The organism is Arthrobacter sp. SlRoot2-15 (assembly GCF_059739345.1).
In genome coordinates this window covers 2936199-2951275 of sequence record NZ_AP046058.1, presented here as the reverse complement: position 1 = coordinate 2951275, position 15077 = coordinate 2936199, and the positions used below count along the sequence as shown (strand labels likewise).

Annotated in this window: 13 protein-coding genes; 3 read left to right on the top strand and 10 right to left on the bottom strand. The window is 69.3% G+C overall.

Going from position 1 to position 15077, the window contains the following annotated elements; translation table 11 throughout:
• Positions 1 to 22: 22 nt before the first annotated feature.
• Together AC6I9V_RS13635 and AC6I9V_RS13630 are read right to left on the bottom strand one after the other, a co-directional pair.
• Positions 23 to 1378: a CpaE/TadZ family protein gene (locus tag AC6I9V_RS13635; protein WP_497899808.1), complete on the bottom strand. Its 1356-nt coding sequence runs from the start codon at positions 1376 to 1378 to the stop codon at positions 23 to 25.
• A complete protein-coding gene (locus AC6I9V_RS13630) occupies positions 1378 to 2019 on the bottom strand; it encodes a CpaB family protein (RefSeq protein WP_349412074.1) in 642 nt (213 codons plus the stop codon). Before AC6I9V_RS13630 ends, AC6I9V_RS13635 begins: the two co-directional genes overlap by 1 nt.
• A gap of 155 nt (positions 2020 to 2174) precedes the next feature.
• Between AC6I9V_RS13630 and AC6I9V_RS13625 the strand changes: the two genes are divergently transcribed.
• A complete protein-coding gene (locus tag AC6I9V_RS13625; RefSeq protein ID WP_349412073.1) occupies positions 2175 to 2390 on the top strand; it encodes a helix-turn-helix domain-containing protein in 216 nt (71 codons plus the stop codon).
• A 60-nt stretch (positions 2391 to 2450) separates the two neighbouring features.
• Here AC6I9V_RS13625 and AC6I9V_RS13620 read toward each other — a convergent pair whose 3' ends face one another.
• A complete protein-coding gene (locus AC6I9V_RS13620) occupies positions 2451 to 3029 on the bottom strand; it encodes a hypothetical protein (protein WP_349412072.1) in 579 nt (192 codons plus the stop codon).
• 183 nt (positions 3030 to 3212) lie between these two features.
• Between AC6I9V_RS13620 and AC6I9V_RS13615 the strand changes: the two genes are divergently transcribed.
• Both AC6I9V_RS13615 and AC6I9V_RS13610 read left to right on the top strand, forming a co-directional pair.
• The gene (locus AC6I9V_RS13615) at positions 3213 to 4031 is read left to right on the top strand and encodes a LysM peptidoglycan-binding domain-containing protein (RefSeq protein WP_497899807.1); all 819 of its coding nucleotides are present in this window, start codon (positions 3213 to 3215) and stop codon (positions 4029 to 4031) included.
• Between the two features lie 46 nt (positions 4032 to 4077).
• Positions 4078 to 4551: an Rv3235 family protein gene (locus AC6I9V_RS13610; RefSeq protein WP_349412070.1), complete on the top strand. Its 474-nt coding sequence runs from the start codon at positions 4078 to 4080 to the stop codon at positions 4549 to 4551.
• Positions 4552 to 4655: 104 nt separating this feature from the next.
• Here the strand turns inward: AC6I9V_RS13610 and secA are convergent, their stop codons facing one another.
• From secA to mtrA, 7 genes are all read right to left on the bottom strand, one after another.
• Positions 4656 to 7391 carry a preprotein translocase subunit SecA gene (gene secA / locus AC6I9V_RS13605; protein ID WP_349412069.1) on the bottom strand — a complete coding sequence of 912 codons (2736 nt, stop codon included), beginning with the start codon at positions 7389 to 7391 and terminating at the stop codon, positions 4656 to 4658.
• Between the two features lie 84 nt (positions 7392 to 7475).
• Entirely contained in the window at positions 7476 to 8711 is a 1236-nt protein-coding gene (locus tag AC6I9V_RS13600) for a winged helix-turn-helix domain-containing protein (RefSeq protein WP_497899806.1), read from the bottom strand.
• 30 nt (positions 8712 to 8741) lie between these two features.
• Positions 8742 to 9461, bottom strand: a complete 720-nt coding sequence (gene hpf / locus AC6I9V_RS13595) for a ribosome hibernation-promoting factor, HPF/YfiA family (RefSeq protein WP_349412067.1) — start codon at positions 9459 to 9461, stop codon at positions 8742 to 8744.
• A 143-nt stretch (positions 9462 to 9604) separates the two neighbouring features.
• Positions 9605 to 10567, bottom strand: a complete 963-nt coding sequence (locus AC6I9V_RS13590) for a ComF family protein (RefSeq protein WP_349412066.1) — start codon at positions 10565 to 10567, stop codon at positions 9605 to 9607.
• A gap of 103 nt (positions 10568 to 10670) precedes the next feature.
• Positions 10671 to 12389, bottom strand: a complete 1719-nt coding sequence (locus AC6I9V_RS13585) for an LpqB family beta-propeller domain-containing protein (RefSeq protein ID WP_349412065.1) — start codon at positions 12387 to 12389, stop codon at positions 10671 to 10673.
• Positions 12386 to 14194, bottom strand: a complete 1809-nt coding sequence (mtrB, locus tag AC6I9V_RS13580; protein ID WP_349412206.1) for an MtrAB system histidine kinase MtrB — start codon at positions 14192 to 14194, stop codon at positions 12386 to 12388. The genes AC6I9V_RS13585 and mtrB overlap by 4 nt, the downstream gene beginning before the upstream one ends.
• A 46-nt stretch (positions 14195 to 14240) precedes the next feature.
• Positions 14241 to 14915 (bottom strand): MtrAB system response regulator MtrA, encoded by a 675-nt coding sequence (gene mtrA / locus AC6I9V_RS13575; RefSeq protein ID WP_349412064.1) that lies wholly within the window; start codon positions 14913 to 14915, stop codon positions 14241 to 14243.
• Between the last annotated feature and the right edge of the window lie 162 nt (positions 14916 to 15077).

The window sequence follows — 15077 nt, the reverse complement described above, 5'->3', positions numbered from 1 at the left end:
CGTTGCGGCCCTCATGGCGAGCCTAGTCTTTTGACAGCCGCTTTGCTGTGGGAGAAAGGACAGAGGATTTGCGATTTCGCTGGACGGGTGCACAAACGAGTGAGGTGAGGGCCTGTCGGAGGCCCGAGTCGGGGGCGCACTCGAGCAGCAGCGAACCGGCCAGCAGTGCGGCGTCGCAGGCCGCCGGATCCGCCGGCAGGAAGGCTTCCAGCGGCGACGATGGGCCGTAGCGCGCCCAGGCATCGCGGAGCTGGCGCTCCGGCAGTCGTCCGACGGCGGAGGCCCGCACCTTGTTGAGCACCACGCGGGGCGATGCCTGCGGGACCGCTGACTCCAGCTCGGCCAGGGCCCGGACCAGCCGCGGCACGCCGACGGGGTCTGCGGCGCCGATGGCATAGACGGTGTCGGCGACTTCCAGGCTCCGCAGCGTGGCGGCGTTCCGGCGCGGCGCCATCGAGTCGAAGCTGAGCTCCTCGTCCGCCTCAAGGCAGAAGCCCGTGTCGATGACCGTCACCTCGGCGACCTCCCGGGCCCGCTGGTAGACGAGCGAGAGGGCCGCGGCGCGGAGTTCGGTCCAGCGGTCGGCGCGGGTGATACCGGTAAGGACCCGGAACGAACCGGCACGGGTTGCCACCGGGGCGGCGATCCGCAGCAGCGCTGCTCCGTCCAGCACGCCCTGGTCCGCCAGCCGGCACGCCTGCGCGAGGCCGGCCGCCTCGTCCAGCAACCCCAGCACGGCGGCCACGCTGGCGCCGTAGCTGTCGGCGTCGACCAGCAACACCGACTTGCCCTCAGCAGCCAGTTCCCCGGCGATATTGGCGGCCACCAGGGTCCGGCCGGGCGCGCCGGCGGGGCCCCAGACGGCGATGATCCGGCCCGTTGCCGGCTGTCCGTCGCCCGCCGGGCCCTGCGGGTGGTCCAGCACTCCGTCCTGCGGGCCGCTCCGCCTGCCGCTCTGCCTGCCGTCTGGCCGATGGAGCGCCGCGGTGTGGTCCGCGTAGGCGCTTGCGGCCATGCCGGGTCCCGGCGTCGAAAGCCGGTCGACGGCACCGGCGATCAGGACAGCGAGTGCATCCGCCTCCACGGCGGGGGCCTCCACGGTCACCCCGATCCCCCGCAGCCTGGCCGCTTCGTCCGGGCTGTCGGTCAGGGCCACGACGGCGACGCCCACGGCAGAGAGGCGGTCCACGAGGGAGGCGGTCAGCTCCGCGCTGCCGTCCGCGACGACTGCGGCCCGCGCCAGCCCCGTCTGGCACGCTGCCAGCAGCTCGGCGAGTTCACCGCAGCGCCGGACGACCGACACCGGGCCGTGCAGTCTCTCCAGCCCGCCAACCAGGTCCTCGCGGGTCCGGCCGACGGTGACCACCGGAATGCCCATTAGGGTGCTCCGCCGGGATTCCAGACCACGGAGATCTTCGCCTTGTTGGCCTGGGCCCCCAGCAGTTTCGGCATCGAGGCGTCCGGGACGAGGACCATCACCACGGTGGAGCGCTGTGCCCCCAGCGCCGTGCTGCCGGGAGTGAGCTGGGCGATCTCGGCGCCCGGCAGCAGGAGGGTGGGCTCACTGAAACCGTTGCGGGCGTCCGGCAGCGCCACCCAGACATCCACCCGCGAGCCTGCCACCGCCTGCGGGGGCAGGGCCTCCTCGATCGTGACGGCGACCGGCTTGCGGTCCAGGCCGTCCAGCCGGCCCAGGCTTTCGCGCGGGAGGAGCTGGTCCTTGCCGATCCGCTGGACGGCGACCAGGCCGTCGGGCACGCCGGACTCCGGGGTGAGGTAATGCTGCTCCACGTCGCCCAGGCGGACCTTGACCAGGTGCAGCTTGTCGGTGGTGAGCTTCTCTCCGACCGCGATCGGAGCGCTGGCCGCATAGGCCTCCGTCGTCTGGTCCACCGCGGCGACCAGCGAGACGACGCCAACGACGGAAGCCAGAACCAGCAGGATACCGACCAGGAGGCGGGGATCCTTCCAGGAAGGTTTCTTCAGCCGGGCGCCGCCGGCCACCGTGGTCCCACTCATGCGAGTCCTGCTCCCCCCGTAGTCGCAGCCCGGGCTGCGGGCGCCGGACACCCTTATTCTCACGAATTGGGGCCCCGGCGGGAAGATCCCGAGCTAAACGGCAGCAAACTGTGGATAACGGGCCCAAACGGCCCCGCTGGTGGCAAAATGGTGCCATGCCCCGATTCCTGACCCTCGCGGATGTTGCCGAGCAGCTCCAGATCAACTCGCCGGCGGCCTACGCCCTGGTCCGCAGCGGCCAGCTGAAAGCCATCCAAGTGGGCGGCCGCGGCCAGTGGCGCGTTGAGGAGACCATGCTCGAGCAGTACATCCAGGAACGCTACGCCGAGGCAAGCCGCATGATCGAGGAAGCCAGGGCCAAGGGCAGCTGAGTAGGCACCGGACGGCTTACCCGACCGTCTGCGCCAGTTCGCCCGTGTGCGCCAGCTGTACTAGCCCGGCTGGCCTGCGACCCGGACCGACCTGAGTCCGGCCAGGGCGGCAAAAGGAATGGTGGCCACGCCGCTGACGTTGGCCGGGCGGCGATCCTCGCCGGGCTCTGTGATGGCCAGGTCAAGAAAATCGCGCCCCACCCTATCGATCACTCCGTGCAGCCCGGACTCCCCCGCCGTGCCCCGCGACACCAGCACCGTGAGGCTGGCGCGGTCGCGGGCCAGCCCGCGCAGGGCACTGGCCAGCCCCAGCCGCTGCCGGACCGCCGGCCCCGCGCCCACCGCCAGCCTGGCTAGCCCCGCATATCGCACGGCAGAGGAGTGCGGAATCAGGACCTGGTGCCGTTCCTCGTCGAGGACCAGCCATTCGCCGCCGGCATGACTCAGAATCCCTTCATACACCGTTCCGGAACCCAGGTGGACGCCGATCCGGAGCCCCACCGAGCCGCGCAACCGGTCCGCCAGTTCGACCGCGGCCGCATCCACCCGCGCCCGCTCGTTAATCTCGACGTCCAGGTCCAAACGCTCACCCGCGGCAAGCTGGGCCTCCAGATCTGAAAACAGGGCGTCCCAACGCATGGCGTCAGCGTAGGCGGGCCCTCGGCGACGGTCAATCCACAACCCAGCCGAAAGCCCTAGACAAAACGCATCGCGGGAGTTCAAACTCTGTCTAAGAGATACAAACAACATCAAACGGCATCAAAATGGTATTGGAGTTGTGTTCTTCGGATCCGGCGGGCATGGCCCGCGAGGGAGGCGATTGTGGCAATCAGGGAGTTTTCCGGCCCCCGCCGCCGGCGCCGGCTGGGCGCCGACGCGGCCATGGCGGCCGTCATCCTGCTGCTGGGAGCCTTCCTGGCCGGTACGGGTGCCCGGCTCGCGCAGCGCCTGAGCGCCTCGGCGGCCCGGCGCCAGTCCCCCTCCTTCGAGGACCATATCGGCGTCGCCGCCAACACCATCGGCCTGATCGTGGTCGCGTGGTGGCTGCTGTCCTTCCTCATCGCCCTCGCCGCCGCGCTGCTGGAACGCTGCGGCAGCCGCCGGGCAGCCGCAGCGGCGGGAAAGTTCAGCCCCGCCTTTATGCGCCGGCTGGCGCTGGCCGTCCTTGGGCTGCAGCTCGCGGCAGCGCCACTCGCCCACGCCGGTGACACCGGCCCGGGCACGGACTCCCCTCCCGCCGCGGCCGCGGCCTGGGTCCCCACCGGTGCTTCAGCCGCGGATTCCGGTGCGCCCTCCCCCGGCCACCGGACTCCGGGACCCGATCCGCACTGGACGCCGGCGCCCGCGCCGGTGGATCCGCACACGCTCGCGGCCAGGCACCTGCGGCCAGCGGACCCCGCGCCGGGGCCGGCGCAGGAGACGGCGACGGCGACGGCGACCGGGGCGGGCACGGCGGAGGTGACGGTCCGGGCCGGGGACTCGCTGTGGAGCATCTGCGCGGCGGAGCTGGGACCGCTGGCCTCCGACGTCGACATTGCCCTGGCGTGGCCGCGGCTCTATCAGGCCAACCGCGGCGTCATCGGCGGCGACCCCGGCCTCTTGCTTCCGGGGCAGGTCCTCAGGATGCCCCTCGATCTATAAAACAGCACCATCCGCACACCAACCCAGCGACAGCAAAGGAACACCCATGAGCCCCCTGACCGGCATCCGCGCAGTCACCGCTGTCCCCCGCCCGCCGGAGCCGCCCGATCACCGCGCCGCTGCGCTCCGTCCAGCGCCGCACGGCCCGGCGCCGGTGCTGCGGCCGGTGGACCAGCACCGCGAGGTGTGCGCCATTTCCCGTTCCACCGTGCAGGCGGCCATTGAAGTCCTCGCCGGCACCCGGCCCGCCCAGCAGCTTGCCCGCCGGCTTGACGAGCGCTGCCTGGCCGCGCTGCAGCACCGGGCGGCACTGACCCGCAGGGTCGCTTCGGGCACGTCCCCGACGGCGGGCCGGCTGCACCGGAACCCGGCTGTGCGCTCGGTCCGCGCCTGCCGGGTGTCCGAGGATGTGTACGAGGCCAGCGCCGTCGTCTCGGATGAGCTGCGCGTCCGTGCCGTCGCGCTGCGGCTGGAGCGCAGCAGGCTGGTGTGGCGGGTCACCGTGCTCGAAATCGGCTGAGCATCCCGCCGGGAAATTTCGGGAAAGGAGGAGGGCGCAAAGACAGGCAGGGCCGGAACTCCCGTTCCGGCCCTGCCTTCTGGTGCGGCCCCTGCCGCTGTGTCCTAGCGGCGCTTCTTCTTGTTGGCGCGGCGCGGGGATTCCTGGGCAGCCTTTGCAGGGTTCCCGGAGCGTCCGGAGGACTTCGCCTCGACCCGGGTCTGGGCCGCGCCGTCCTCGCCGGGGGCTGTGTACTGCAGCTGGGCCGGCTTCTCCGGCGCCTCCAGTCCGGCCGCGTGGATCTCCAGTTCGCGGTGTTCGGTGTGCTGGCCCTCGGCGTCGGCCACCACAACGTCCTGAGCCGGGGTCACTTCGACGTCGAGGTTGAACAGGAAGCCGACGCTCTCCTCGCGGATCGCCTCCATCATGGCCTGGAACATGATGAAGCCTTCGCGCTGGTACTCCACCAGGGGATCGCGCTGGGCCATCGCCCGCAGGCCGATGCCCTCCTTGAGGTAGTCCATCTCGTAGAGGTGTTCCTGCCACTTGCGGCCGATCACGGAGAGGACCACGCGCCGTTCGAGTTCGCGCATGCTCTCGGAGCCGATCAGCTCCTCGCGGGCCTGGTACACCAGGCGGGCATCGGAGAGGATCTCTTCCTTGAGGAACTCGACGGTGATCCGCGACTTGCCGCCGGCCTCGTCGATCACGTCGCGGGGGGTGAAGCTGACCGGGTAGAGGGTCTTCAGGTTGGACCACAGCAGGTTGAAGTCCCAGTCGTCGCCGGTGCCTTCGGCCGTGGCCTCGTCGATGAACGCGGTGATCGTGTCCTCGAGGAAGTACTGGACCTTTTCGTGCAGGTCGTCGCCTTCGAGGATGCGGCGGCGGTCGCCGTAGATGGCCTCGCGCTGGCGGTTCAGGACGTCGTCGTACTTCAGGACGTTCTTGCGCTGTTCGGCGTTGCGGCCTTCCACCTGGCCCTGGGCCGAGGCGATGGCCCGCGAGACGAGCTTTGATTCGAGGGCGACGTCGTCCGGCACCGAGCTGTTCATGAGCCGCTCGGCCGCGCCGGAGTTGAAGAGCCGCATCAGGTCATCGGTCAGCGACAGGTAAAAACGGGACTCGCCGGGGTCGCCCTGGCGGCCGGAGCGGCCGCGGAGCTGGTTGTCGATGCGGCGGGACTCGTGCCGTTCGGTGCCGAGCACGTACAGGCCGCCGAGGTTCAGGACTTCCTCGTGCTCGTCCTTGACGGACTGCTTGGCCGCCTCGAACGCGGCGGGCCACGCGGCTTCGTATTCCTCGGAGTTTTCCTCGGGGTCGAGGCCACGGGTGGCCAGTTCGGCGACGGCGGTGAACTCGGCGTTGCCGCCGAGCATGATGTCCGTACCGCGGCCGGCCATGTTGGTCGCGACGGTCACGGCTCCCTTGCGGCCGGCCTGCGCCACGATGGACGCTTCACGGGCGTGGTTCTTGGCGTTCAGGACCTCGTGGCGGATGCCTTCCTTGGCCAGCAGCCGGGAGAGGTACTCGCTCTTTTCCACGCTGGTGGTGCCGACCAGGACCGGCTGGCCCTTCTCGTGCCGCTCGGCGATGTCCTTGACCACGGCGTCGAACTTAACGGTCTCGTTCTTGTAGACCAGGTCCGCCTGGTCGATGCGCTGCATGTCCCGGTTGGTGGGGATTGCGACGACGCCGAGCTTGTAGGTGCTCATGAATTCGGCGGCTTCGGTTTCCGCGGTACCCGTCATGCCGGCGAGCTTGTCGTACATACGGAAGTAGTTCTGCAGGGTGACGGTCGCGAGGGTCTGGTTCTCGGCCTTGATTTCGACGCCTTCTTTGGCTTCGATCGCCTGGTGCATGCCCTCGTTGTAGCGCCGGCCGGCGAGGATGCGGCCGGTGTGCTCGTCCACGATCAGGACTTCGCCGTCGAGGATGACGTAGTCCTTGTCCCGCTTGAAGAGTTCCTTGGCCTTGATGGCGTTGTTCAGGAAGCCGATCAGCGGGGTGTTGGCGGACTCGTAGAGGTTGTGGATGCCGAGGTAGTCCTCGACCTTTTCAATGCCGGCCTCGAGGACACCGACGGTGCGCTTCTTCTCATCGACTTCGTAGTCGGTTTCGGGCTGCAGCCGCAGCACCACCTTGGCGAATTCGCTGTACCAGCGGTTGGTGTCGCCCTGGGCCGGGCCGGAAATGATGAGCGGGGTGCGGGCCTCATCGATGAGGATGGAGTCCACTTCGTCGACGACGGCGAAGTGGTGGCCGCGCTGGACCAGCTCGGACTTGTCCCACGCCATGTTGTCGCGCAGGTAGTCGAAGCCGAATTCGTTGTTGGTGCCGTAGGTGATGTCCGAGGCGTACTGTTCGCGGCGCACCGCGGGGTCCTGGTTGGACAGGATGCAGCCGCTGGTCAGGCCCAGGAAGCGGTAGACGCGGCCCATCAGGTCCGACTGGTATTCGGCGAGGTAGTCGTTGACGGTGATGACGTGAACGCCCTTGCCTGCGAGCGCATTGAGGTAGGCCGGAGCCGTGGCCACCAGGGTCTTGCCTTCACCGGTCTTCATTTCGGCGATGTTGCCCAGGTGCAGGGCGGCGCCGCCCATCAGCTGGACGTCGAAATGGCGCATCCCGAGGGTGCGCGAGGAGGCTTCGCGGACCGCGGCGAACGCCTCGGGCAGCAGGTCGTCCAGCTTTTCGCCGTCGACGTGGCGGGCCCGCAGCCGGTCCGTTTCTTCACGCAGTTCGGCGTCGGTGAAGGTCTGGAAGGAGCTTTCCAGGGCATTGATGGAATCGGCATAGTTCCGCAGTTGCCGCAGGGTCTTTTTGTCACCCGTACGGAGAAGTTTTTCGATAAGTGATGCCACGTGAAATTGCTCCCAGTCTCAAGCTGCCGAATTCCGGCGTGTTTAGTCTACGGGAGAGACGCAGGGCGGAACGCGCCTGTTCCCTCAGAGCGGATGCAGGCCGGCCACGGCCTGCCCGAGGGCGGCCGCCAGGTCCCCCACGGGGGCGACTACGATCCGGTCCAGCTCCAACCACTCTGCCATGAGCTGGAGTTCTTCGGCGAGTTCGACGGCGGTGTCGGCCGGCGCGCCGGGCTCGGCGTGGCTGGCCCGGGCGAGCAGGCTCCCGGTGGCGCGGTCCGCCTTCAGGTCGACGCGGGCCACAATCCCGTCGCGCAGCAGGAAGGGCAGCACGTAGTAGCCGTAGCGGCGTTTGGCTTCGGGGGTGTAGATCTCGAGCCGGTAGTGGAAGCCGAAGAGTTCCTCCAGCCGGCGGCGTTCGAAGACCAGGGAATCGAACGGGCTCAGCAGCGCGCGGCCGGTGGCGGCCCGCGGCAGCACGGCGTCGGTGTGGCGGTACAGCGGCCGGTTCCAGCCGGCCACGGTGACCGGCTCCAGCCGTCCGGCGTCGACAAGCTGATCCACGGCCACGGCGGCCGCGCGCTGCGGGGACCGAAAGTAATCCGCGAAGCACCGCAGGGTGCCGATCCCGTGGGCCTGCGCCGCCGCGTCGATCAGCCGGACCATGGCCGCCGCGGCGTCCGGTTCCTGCCGAGTGTCGGAGTGCGTCTGCGCTGCCGCTGCGGCGTGGACCCTGGCGGTCAGCGTGTAGCGGCGTTCAAAGGAGTCCGTCCGGGATGCGGCGGAGACGAGGCCTTCCTCGAAAAGGTGCTCGAGGACCCGTTTGACCGCGTTCCAGTTCCACCCCCAGTTGTCCGTGGACCGGTCCTCGATATGGCCCAGCCTGGCCGTCAGTTCGGCGGCGGTCAGCGCCCGGCCCGTACTCAGGGCGGTCAGCACCCGCTGCGCCACCCCGCTGCGGAGTTCCGGATCCATGGCGTGCGCGCCGACCCATTTGCGGCTTTGCCACTGGAGGAGGTCGGGGAAGTGCTCGGGCCGGATGAAACTGGCCTCGTGGGCCCAGTACTCCATCATCCGGCGGGGGTGGGTCCCGGCCATGCGCTGCAGGATGGACCGGTCATAGTTCCCGAGCCTGGAGAAGAACGGCAGGTAGTGGCTCCGCGAGAGCACGTTGACGGAATCGATCTGGACCAGGTGGAGGCGGGCAAAGGTGCGGCCCACCGCCCGTGCGCTCACGGGTGCGGCGGGCCGGACCTTATCCAATCCCTGGGCTGCCAGTGCGATCCGCCGCGCCTGCTTGAGGCTCAGCGATGCGTGCACGTCATTCCCTTCGTGGGATGGTCGCCGGCATTAGGCGCTGGCGGGCTCATCCTCTGAACGATAAGCGATGATCTTCTCCTCCAGCGGAGCCTCGCCCGGCTCGCAGGTCTGGTCCAGGCTGATCACCCCGTAGGTCCAGCCTTCACGGCGGTAAACGACCGAAGGAGCCTTCGTGTCCTTGTCCACGAACAGGTAGAAGTCGTGGCCCACGAGTTCCATGTTGTCGACGGCGTCGTCGAGCGAGAGGGAGGACGCGGGGAAGACCTTGCGCCGGATCAACACCGGGGAGTCTCCGGCCGGGATGTCGTTCTCCACCTCGTAGGGCGATTTCTCCTCGGTCAGGGGCTGCGGCGGATGGCTCGCTTCCTCGTAGATGGGTTCCCGGGTGCTGGCGGGTTCAAGGGTGGCCGTCGCCTCGGTGACGGACTTCGGGGTGTGCCGGCCGTGGTGGACCTTCTTGCGGTCCTTGGCCCGGCGCAGCCGTTCAAGAAGCTTGTTGTAGGCCAGATCGAAGGCGGCGAATTTGTCTGCCGCGCTGGCTTCGGCACGGATCACCGGGCCCCTGCCCAGAACGGTCAGCTCGACTGTGAGCAGTTCTGCGGTCTGACGGGCTTTGGTCTCCTTGGAAACCTTTGCGTCCACCCTCTGGACCTTGTCCCCCAGTGACGCGATCTTTGAGATCTTTTCGTCGGCGTATTCGCGGAACCGGTCCGAGACCGTCAAATTACGACCGCTGATCATGAACTCCATGGTGCCCTCCAAATGACTTCGGTGACACGACGGCGGCACTTCCGGGGGCTGATCTGATTGACAGTCGAGCCCCTTTCCGAGCCGCTATCGACAGGTACATCTGTTCTTGGTACCCATCTTCGACGTTAGTTCATGGGCCCCTGTTATTCATCCTTTTTTGGTTTATTTTTTTCCTGTGCGCCGGTGTCCCGCGCCAGTGCGGGGATTGCCGCGGCAAAGTCCTGCCGGGTCGGCGGGCGTGTCGCCGCGAGCACCACCGCGCCCCGGACCACGGCCCCCGCGGCGCGCAGGGCGCGGGCGGCTTCGGCCAGCGTGGCCCCCGTGGTGAGCACGTCGTCCACCACCACAACGGGCCGCCCGGCCAGCTCCGGCGGACAGAATCCGGTCCTGACCCGCATGGAGCCGCGCACCCGCCCCGCCCGGTCCGCGCGGCCCAGACCCTTCTGACCGCCCGGCCGAACCGGCGGCGTCGCGGCCGCCCGGAGTGCGGCGCGGATACCGGACGGTGCGGGACGGGTCTTGCGGAGCACGTCGGCGACGCTGGCGCCTTCCAGGACCGGGCTCCGCCGGGCCCGGACGAGCAGCAGGTGGACGGGACTGAACCCCCGGCGTCGAAAGGCGGCGCCGCTGGTGGGGACCGGGACCAGCAGGACCGGGTCGGCCGGGGCGATGGCTGCGCCGACGGCACGGGCCAGCGCCCTGCCCAGTTCCTCGGCCAGCTGTCCCTGGCCGTGCCGTTTGAAGGACAGCACGGTCTGGGCCAGCTCGCTCCGGTACACGCCGGCGGCAACGACCGGGAGCAGGACCGAGCCGTCCATGTCCACCAGCGCCGGCGCCCTTCCCTCGGCCCGGAACGGCCGGCGGGTGAGCCGCCGGAGCCTGCGGGTGCAGACGGCACACAGGGCCCGGTCCTCCGCGCCGCAGCAGACGCACTCCACCGGGGCGGCGAGGGCCAGCAGTTCCGCCGCGGCCGCGGCTGCCCGGTCCGCGGTCCGCGCCGGCCAGCGGCGGTAGCCGCCGCGGTGCCCCGCCGCCGGCGGATCGGGGTCGGGATCGAGGTCGGGGTCGGGCCCCCGGGCGCGGGCCCGGCGCGGTGGTGTGTTCACCCCTCAAGGCTGGGCGCCGCGGCGCCGGTCCGGAAGCCCTCCGCGCCGCTATGTGGACAGCCGGCGCGTGGCCAGCCGCTACGTGGCCGGCGGTCTGCCCGGCTCAGCCCGCGAAGGACGGATCCACGGCGCCCTTGAGCTGGGGCGACCAGCCGTTGCCGAGCCGCTGGAAGATGCCCTCGGCGGACTGGCCATAAATCTCCGCCGGTCCGTTACCGGCGCTGAGCGCGGTGAGGCCCGGCCAGGGCGCCAGCGCCTGGGGCGCCGCCGAGGTCAGCGAGACCAGTTCCGGCGTGACGTTCTCGCTCGCGGAGCCCTTCATCACGGCCACGGTGGTGTCGTTGACCCAGACGCCCTGGTCCGGCTCGTGGGCCGTCTGGAGGGTGATCGGCACGGTGAGGTCCCGCGGGGTGCCGTCGCCGGTGCGGATGATGCCGGTGACCTGGACGCTGGTCTTGCCGTTCAGCTCCGAGATGACCAGGGCCCGGGTCCCTTCGCGGGAAACCCGGAACTCCTTGACCTTCCGTCCGGCCAGCCAGGACGGGGTGAGGGTCACGCCGGGCACGTTGGCGCCCTCGGCGATCCCGGCCGGCCGGTAGGCCAGGACCTCGGTGGCCCCGTTGGCGCCAGGCCCGGCGGTCCAGACCCAGTCGTAGCGTCCGAACGACGGCCTGGACAGGCCGGCCCGGGTGGTGAGGGCGCGGGCGGGCTGGCCGGGGACGATCGAGTACAGCGTGGTCCGGCCGGCGTTGAGGAAGGCCGCGGTCTGCGAGACCGGGGACTCGGCCGGCAGCCGCGGCGAAAGGGCGCTCACGGACTTGATGTCCGGGAGCGGGCTGAGCTTGTTGTTCTCGAGCCGTACCAAGTCGTTGTTGCTGACGGCGATCTGGCGTGCGGGCACGTCCTTGTCCCGCACCGGCGGCAGTACGGACCCGTTGTCCTCCACCCGCACCAGGTCCTGGTTCGCCCGCAGTTCGACGTTGATGACGTCCGGCTGGCTGCGGAAGGTCAGGGCCAGCTGGGTCTGCATCCGCAGCCGGTCCTCGTTGGAGGCCTCCACGAGGTCCTTGGCGGACAGGTCCACCTGCGCCGCTCCGGAGACCACGGGGACGGATTCGCGGGCCAGCTTCATGCCCGAGGGGAAGGCGCTGACGACGGCGCCCTTCAGGTAGGGGGCGGGGCCTCCGAGCAGGGCGCTGGTCATGGCCTTGACGGTCTTCTTTTTGATGAACCAGCGCACATCCGGGACGGCGTAGGTGAAGGTGGGGTCGTAGAAGTAAATCGGGTAGGAGCCGTAGATCACTTTGAACGTCTCCTCGGGGATTGCGGTGCCGTCCGGAATTTGGGCGATCCGCCACTCGCCGTCGACCTTTGTCAGGGTCGCGGGAATGTTCTCCTTGGTGCCTTCCGGCAGCTGCGTGGCGATGCCGTCGGCGTCGACCGTGTAGGCCAGGTCCAGTTCGTAGTTGAAGACGTTTTCGACGGCGGTGCCCACCACCCGGGCGGAGCGGAAGACCAGCACCCGCTGGTCCGGCTTCCACTTCACCGAGGAGGCCTGGGTCAGGTACTGCCGCGCCACCGCGTAGTCGTCCTCGTAGCCGCTGCCCGCGAGGTAGAAGTCCTCGATCACCGACTCGGGCCCGGCACCGGACCGCGGGGCCACGGGGAAGAAGACGGGGGCGTTGTTTGGTTTTCCGGCGCTCTCATCGGTGCTCTTGCCCACCGGCCCGGAGCGCGGGATCTGCGCGCAGGAGGTGAGCAGCACGAGGACCAGGGCCAGCAGGGCCGCGGCGAGGCTGGTGAGCTTGCTGGCGCCTCTCATGGCTGGTCCTCTGTTCCGTTGAAGCGGGGCGCAGTGAAGCCCGTTCCGGTGAATCCGGCTGGTCCGCGTGGTCCGCCGGCTGCCGGGCGGGGCACGGTGGCGGCTGTCTCCAGCAGCAGCATCATCTGCTTGCCGGGACCCCCCGTAATCCCGACGTCGGCGGGTTCCAGCTGGAGCGGGGATTTGGCGATCGCTTCGCCTTGGCGCAGCGGCAGGGTGAGCCGGAAGTTGGAACCGCTCCCCTTCTTGCCCCAGGCCTGCAGCCAGCCGTTGTGCAGCTTGGTGTCCTCGGTCGCGATGGAGAGGCCCAGGCCGCTGCCGCCGGTGGTGCGGGCGCGGGCCGGGTCGGCCCGCCAGAAGCGGTCGAACACGCGGGCGGCTTCCGCGGAGGTCATGCCGATTCCGTGGTCCCGGACCGCCACGGCCACCGCCGTGTCGTTGGCCGCCACGGAGATGTTCACCGGCTTGCCCTCGCCGTGCTCGAGCGCGTTCAGGACCAGGTTGCGCAGGATGCGGTCGATCCGCCGGTCATCCATTTCCACCACGATGCTGCCCTCGGGGGCATTCAGGGTGACTTCGGAACCGTATTCGGCGGCCACCGGCGCTACCCCCTCCATCACGTGCGAGATGAGCTGGACGATGTCGGTTGGTTCGGCGTCGAGCATGGCCACGCCGGCGTCGAACCGGGAAATCTCCAGCAGGTCGGCCAGCAGGGACTGGAAGCGCTCCACCTGGTGGTAGAGCAGCTCGGCGGAGCGCTTGTTGACCGGGTCGAACTCGTCCCGCGCGTCGTAGAGCACCTCGGCGGCCATCCGCACCGTGGTGAGCGGGGTCCGGAGCTCGTGCGAGACGTCCGAGACGAACCTCTGCTGCATCTGGGAGAGGGTGGCCAGCTGGGTGATCTGTTCCTGCAGGCTGGCGGCCATGTGGTTGAAGGAGGCGCCCAGGCGGGCCACCTCGTCCTCGCCCTTGACCACCATGCGTTCCTGCAGCTGACCGGCGGCGAGCTTCTCGGAGACGAGGGCGGCATGGCTGACGGGACTGACGACGTTGCGGGTGACGTACCAGGCGACGGCGCCGACCATCAGCGCCAGGGCGGCGGCGCCGGCGAGGAGCACGTTCTGGATCTCGTCGAGCGTCTTCTGCGCGGTGTTGAGGTCGTAGATGAGGTAGAGCTCGTAGACCGTGCCGTTGAACGTCACCTTGTTCCCGACGGCGATGCCCGGGCGGTCCTCGGTGCCCACGGGAAACTCCGTTGAGGCCCAGAACTGGTCCTTGCCCGAGTCCTGCACTGCCTTGCGCAGTTCGGTGGGGATCACGCTGATGGTGAGTTGGTCGGAGGCCCGCGATTCGACCCAGCGGTTGCGCGGTTTGGTCTGTTCGGGCATCGCCTCAAAGACGTAGCGGCGCTGGATCACGGACCCGCGGCCTTCGACGGCGTTCAGCGTGTCGTAGACCAGTGTGATGACGCTGGACTGGTCGGTGACCTGCGCGCCGTCGAACGTGTCCTGGACCTGTTTGACGTTGTAGCGGGTCTCGGACTCCGCCTGCGCCAGCCGTTCCTGGAAGAGGTTGTTGGCGATCTGGTTGGAGAGGTAGGCGCCGACGACGGCGAACGAGCCGACCGCCAGCAGGAGGGTGGTCAGCACGGTGCGGAACTGCAGGGACCGCCGCCAGCGCCGGTGCAGGGCGCGCAGCAGGTACCGGGTCCCGGGGAGGACCTTGGATGCTCCGGTGCGCACCAGGCGCGCCACCCGGGCGGTGACGATCCGGGCGCGGCGGGCCCAAATGCGGGCACGGAACAGCGGCGACTGGCCGTGGGGCGGCGGCTGGTCCGGGCTTTCTTCCGGCTCAGGAACCTGCTTTGTAGCCGACACCACGGACCGTCAATACAACTTCGGGGGCTTCGGGATCGCGTTCGATCTTCGAGCGGAGCCGCTGGACGTGGACGTTGACCAGGCGGGTGTCCGCCGCGTGCCGGTAGCCCCAGACCTGTTCCAGCAGCAGTTCACGGGTGAAGACCTGCCAGGGTTTGCGGGCCAGAGCGACGAGCAGGTCGAATTCCAGCGGGGTCAGCGAAATCCGCTCGCTGTTGCGGCTCACGACGTGGCCGGCGACGTCGATCGTGACGTCCGCGATGCGAAGCGTCTCGGGGGCCTTCTGATCGCCCGGGCGCAGGCGCGCCCGAACCCGGGCCACGAGTTCGGCGGGCTTGAACGGCTTGGGAACGTAGTCGTCGGCACCGGATTCGAGGCCGCGCACCACGTCGGAGGTGTCCGCCTTTGCCGTCAGCATGACGATCGGGACATCGGATTCGGAACGGATCTGGCGGCACACTTCAATGCCGTCGATGCCGGGGAGCATCAGGTCCAGCAGCACGAGGTCCGGCTTGGAGGAGCGGAAGACCTCCAGGGCCTGCCCGCCGTCCGCGCAAAAGACGGGGTCGAAGCCGTCGTTGCGCAGCACAATACCGATCATCTCGGCCAGCGCCTCGTCATCGTCCACTACCAAAATCCGTGCCTTCATACCTTACATATTCCCCTATTGAATTGGCTTTGTCGTATTCCTGCCGTCCCCGGCATGGCGCGGGCGGCCGCACGCTGGGCCGGGCAACGGCCGTTTTCGCCGGCCGGTGCGCACCTGGCCGGACGCCCGAACAGGCCCGGGGTGCTTGCGGCCGGCGCACGA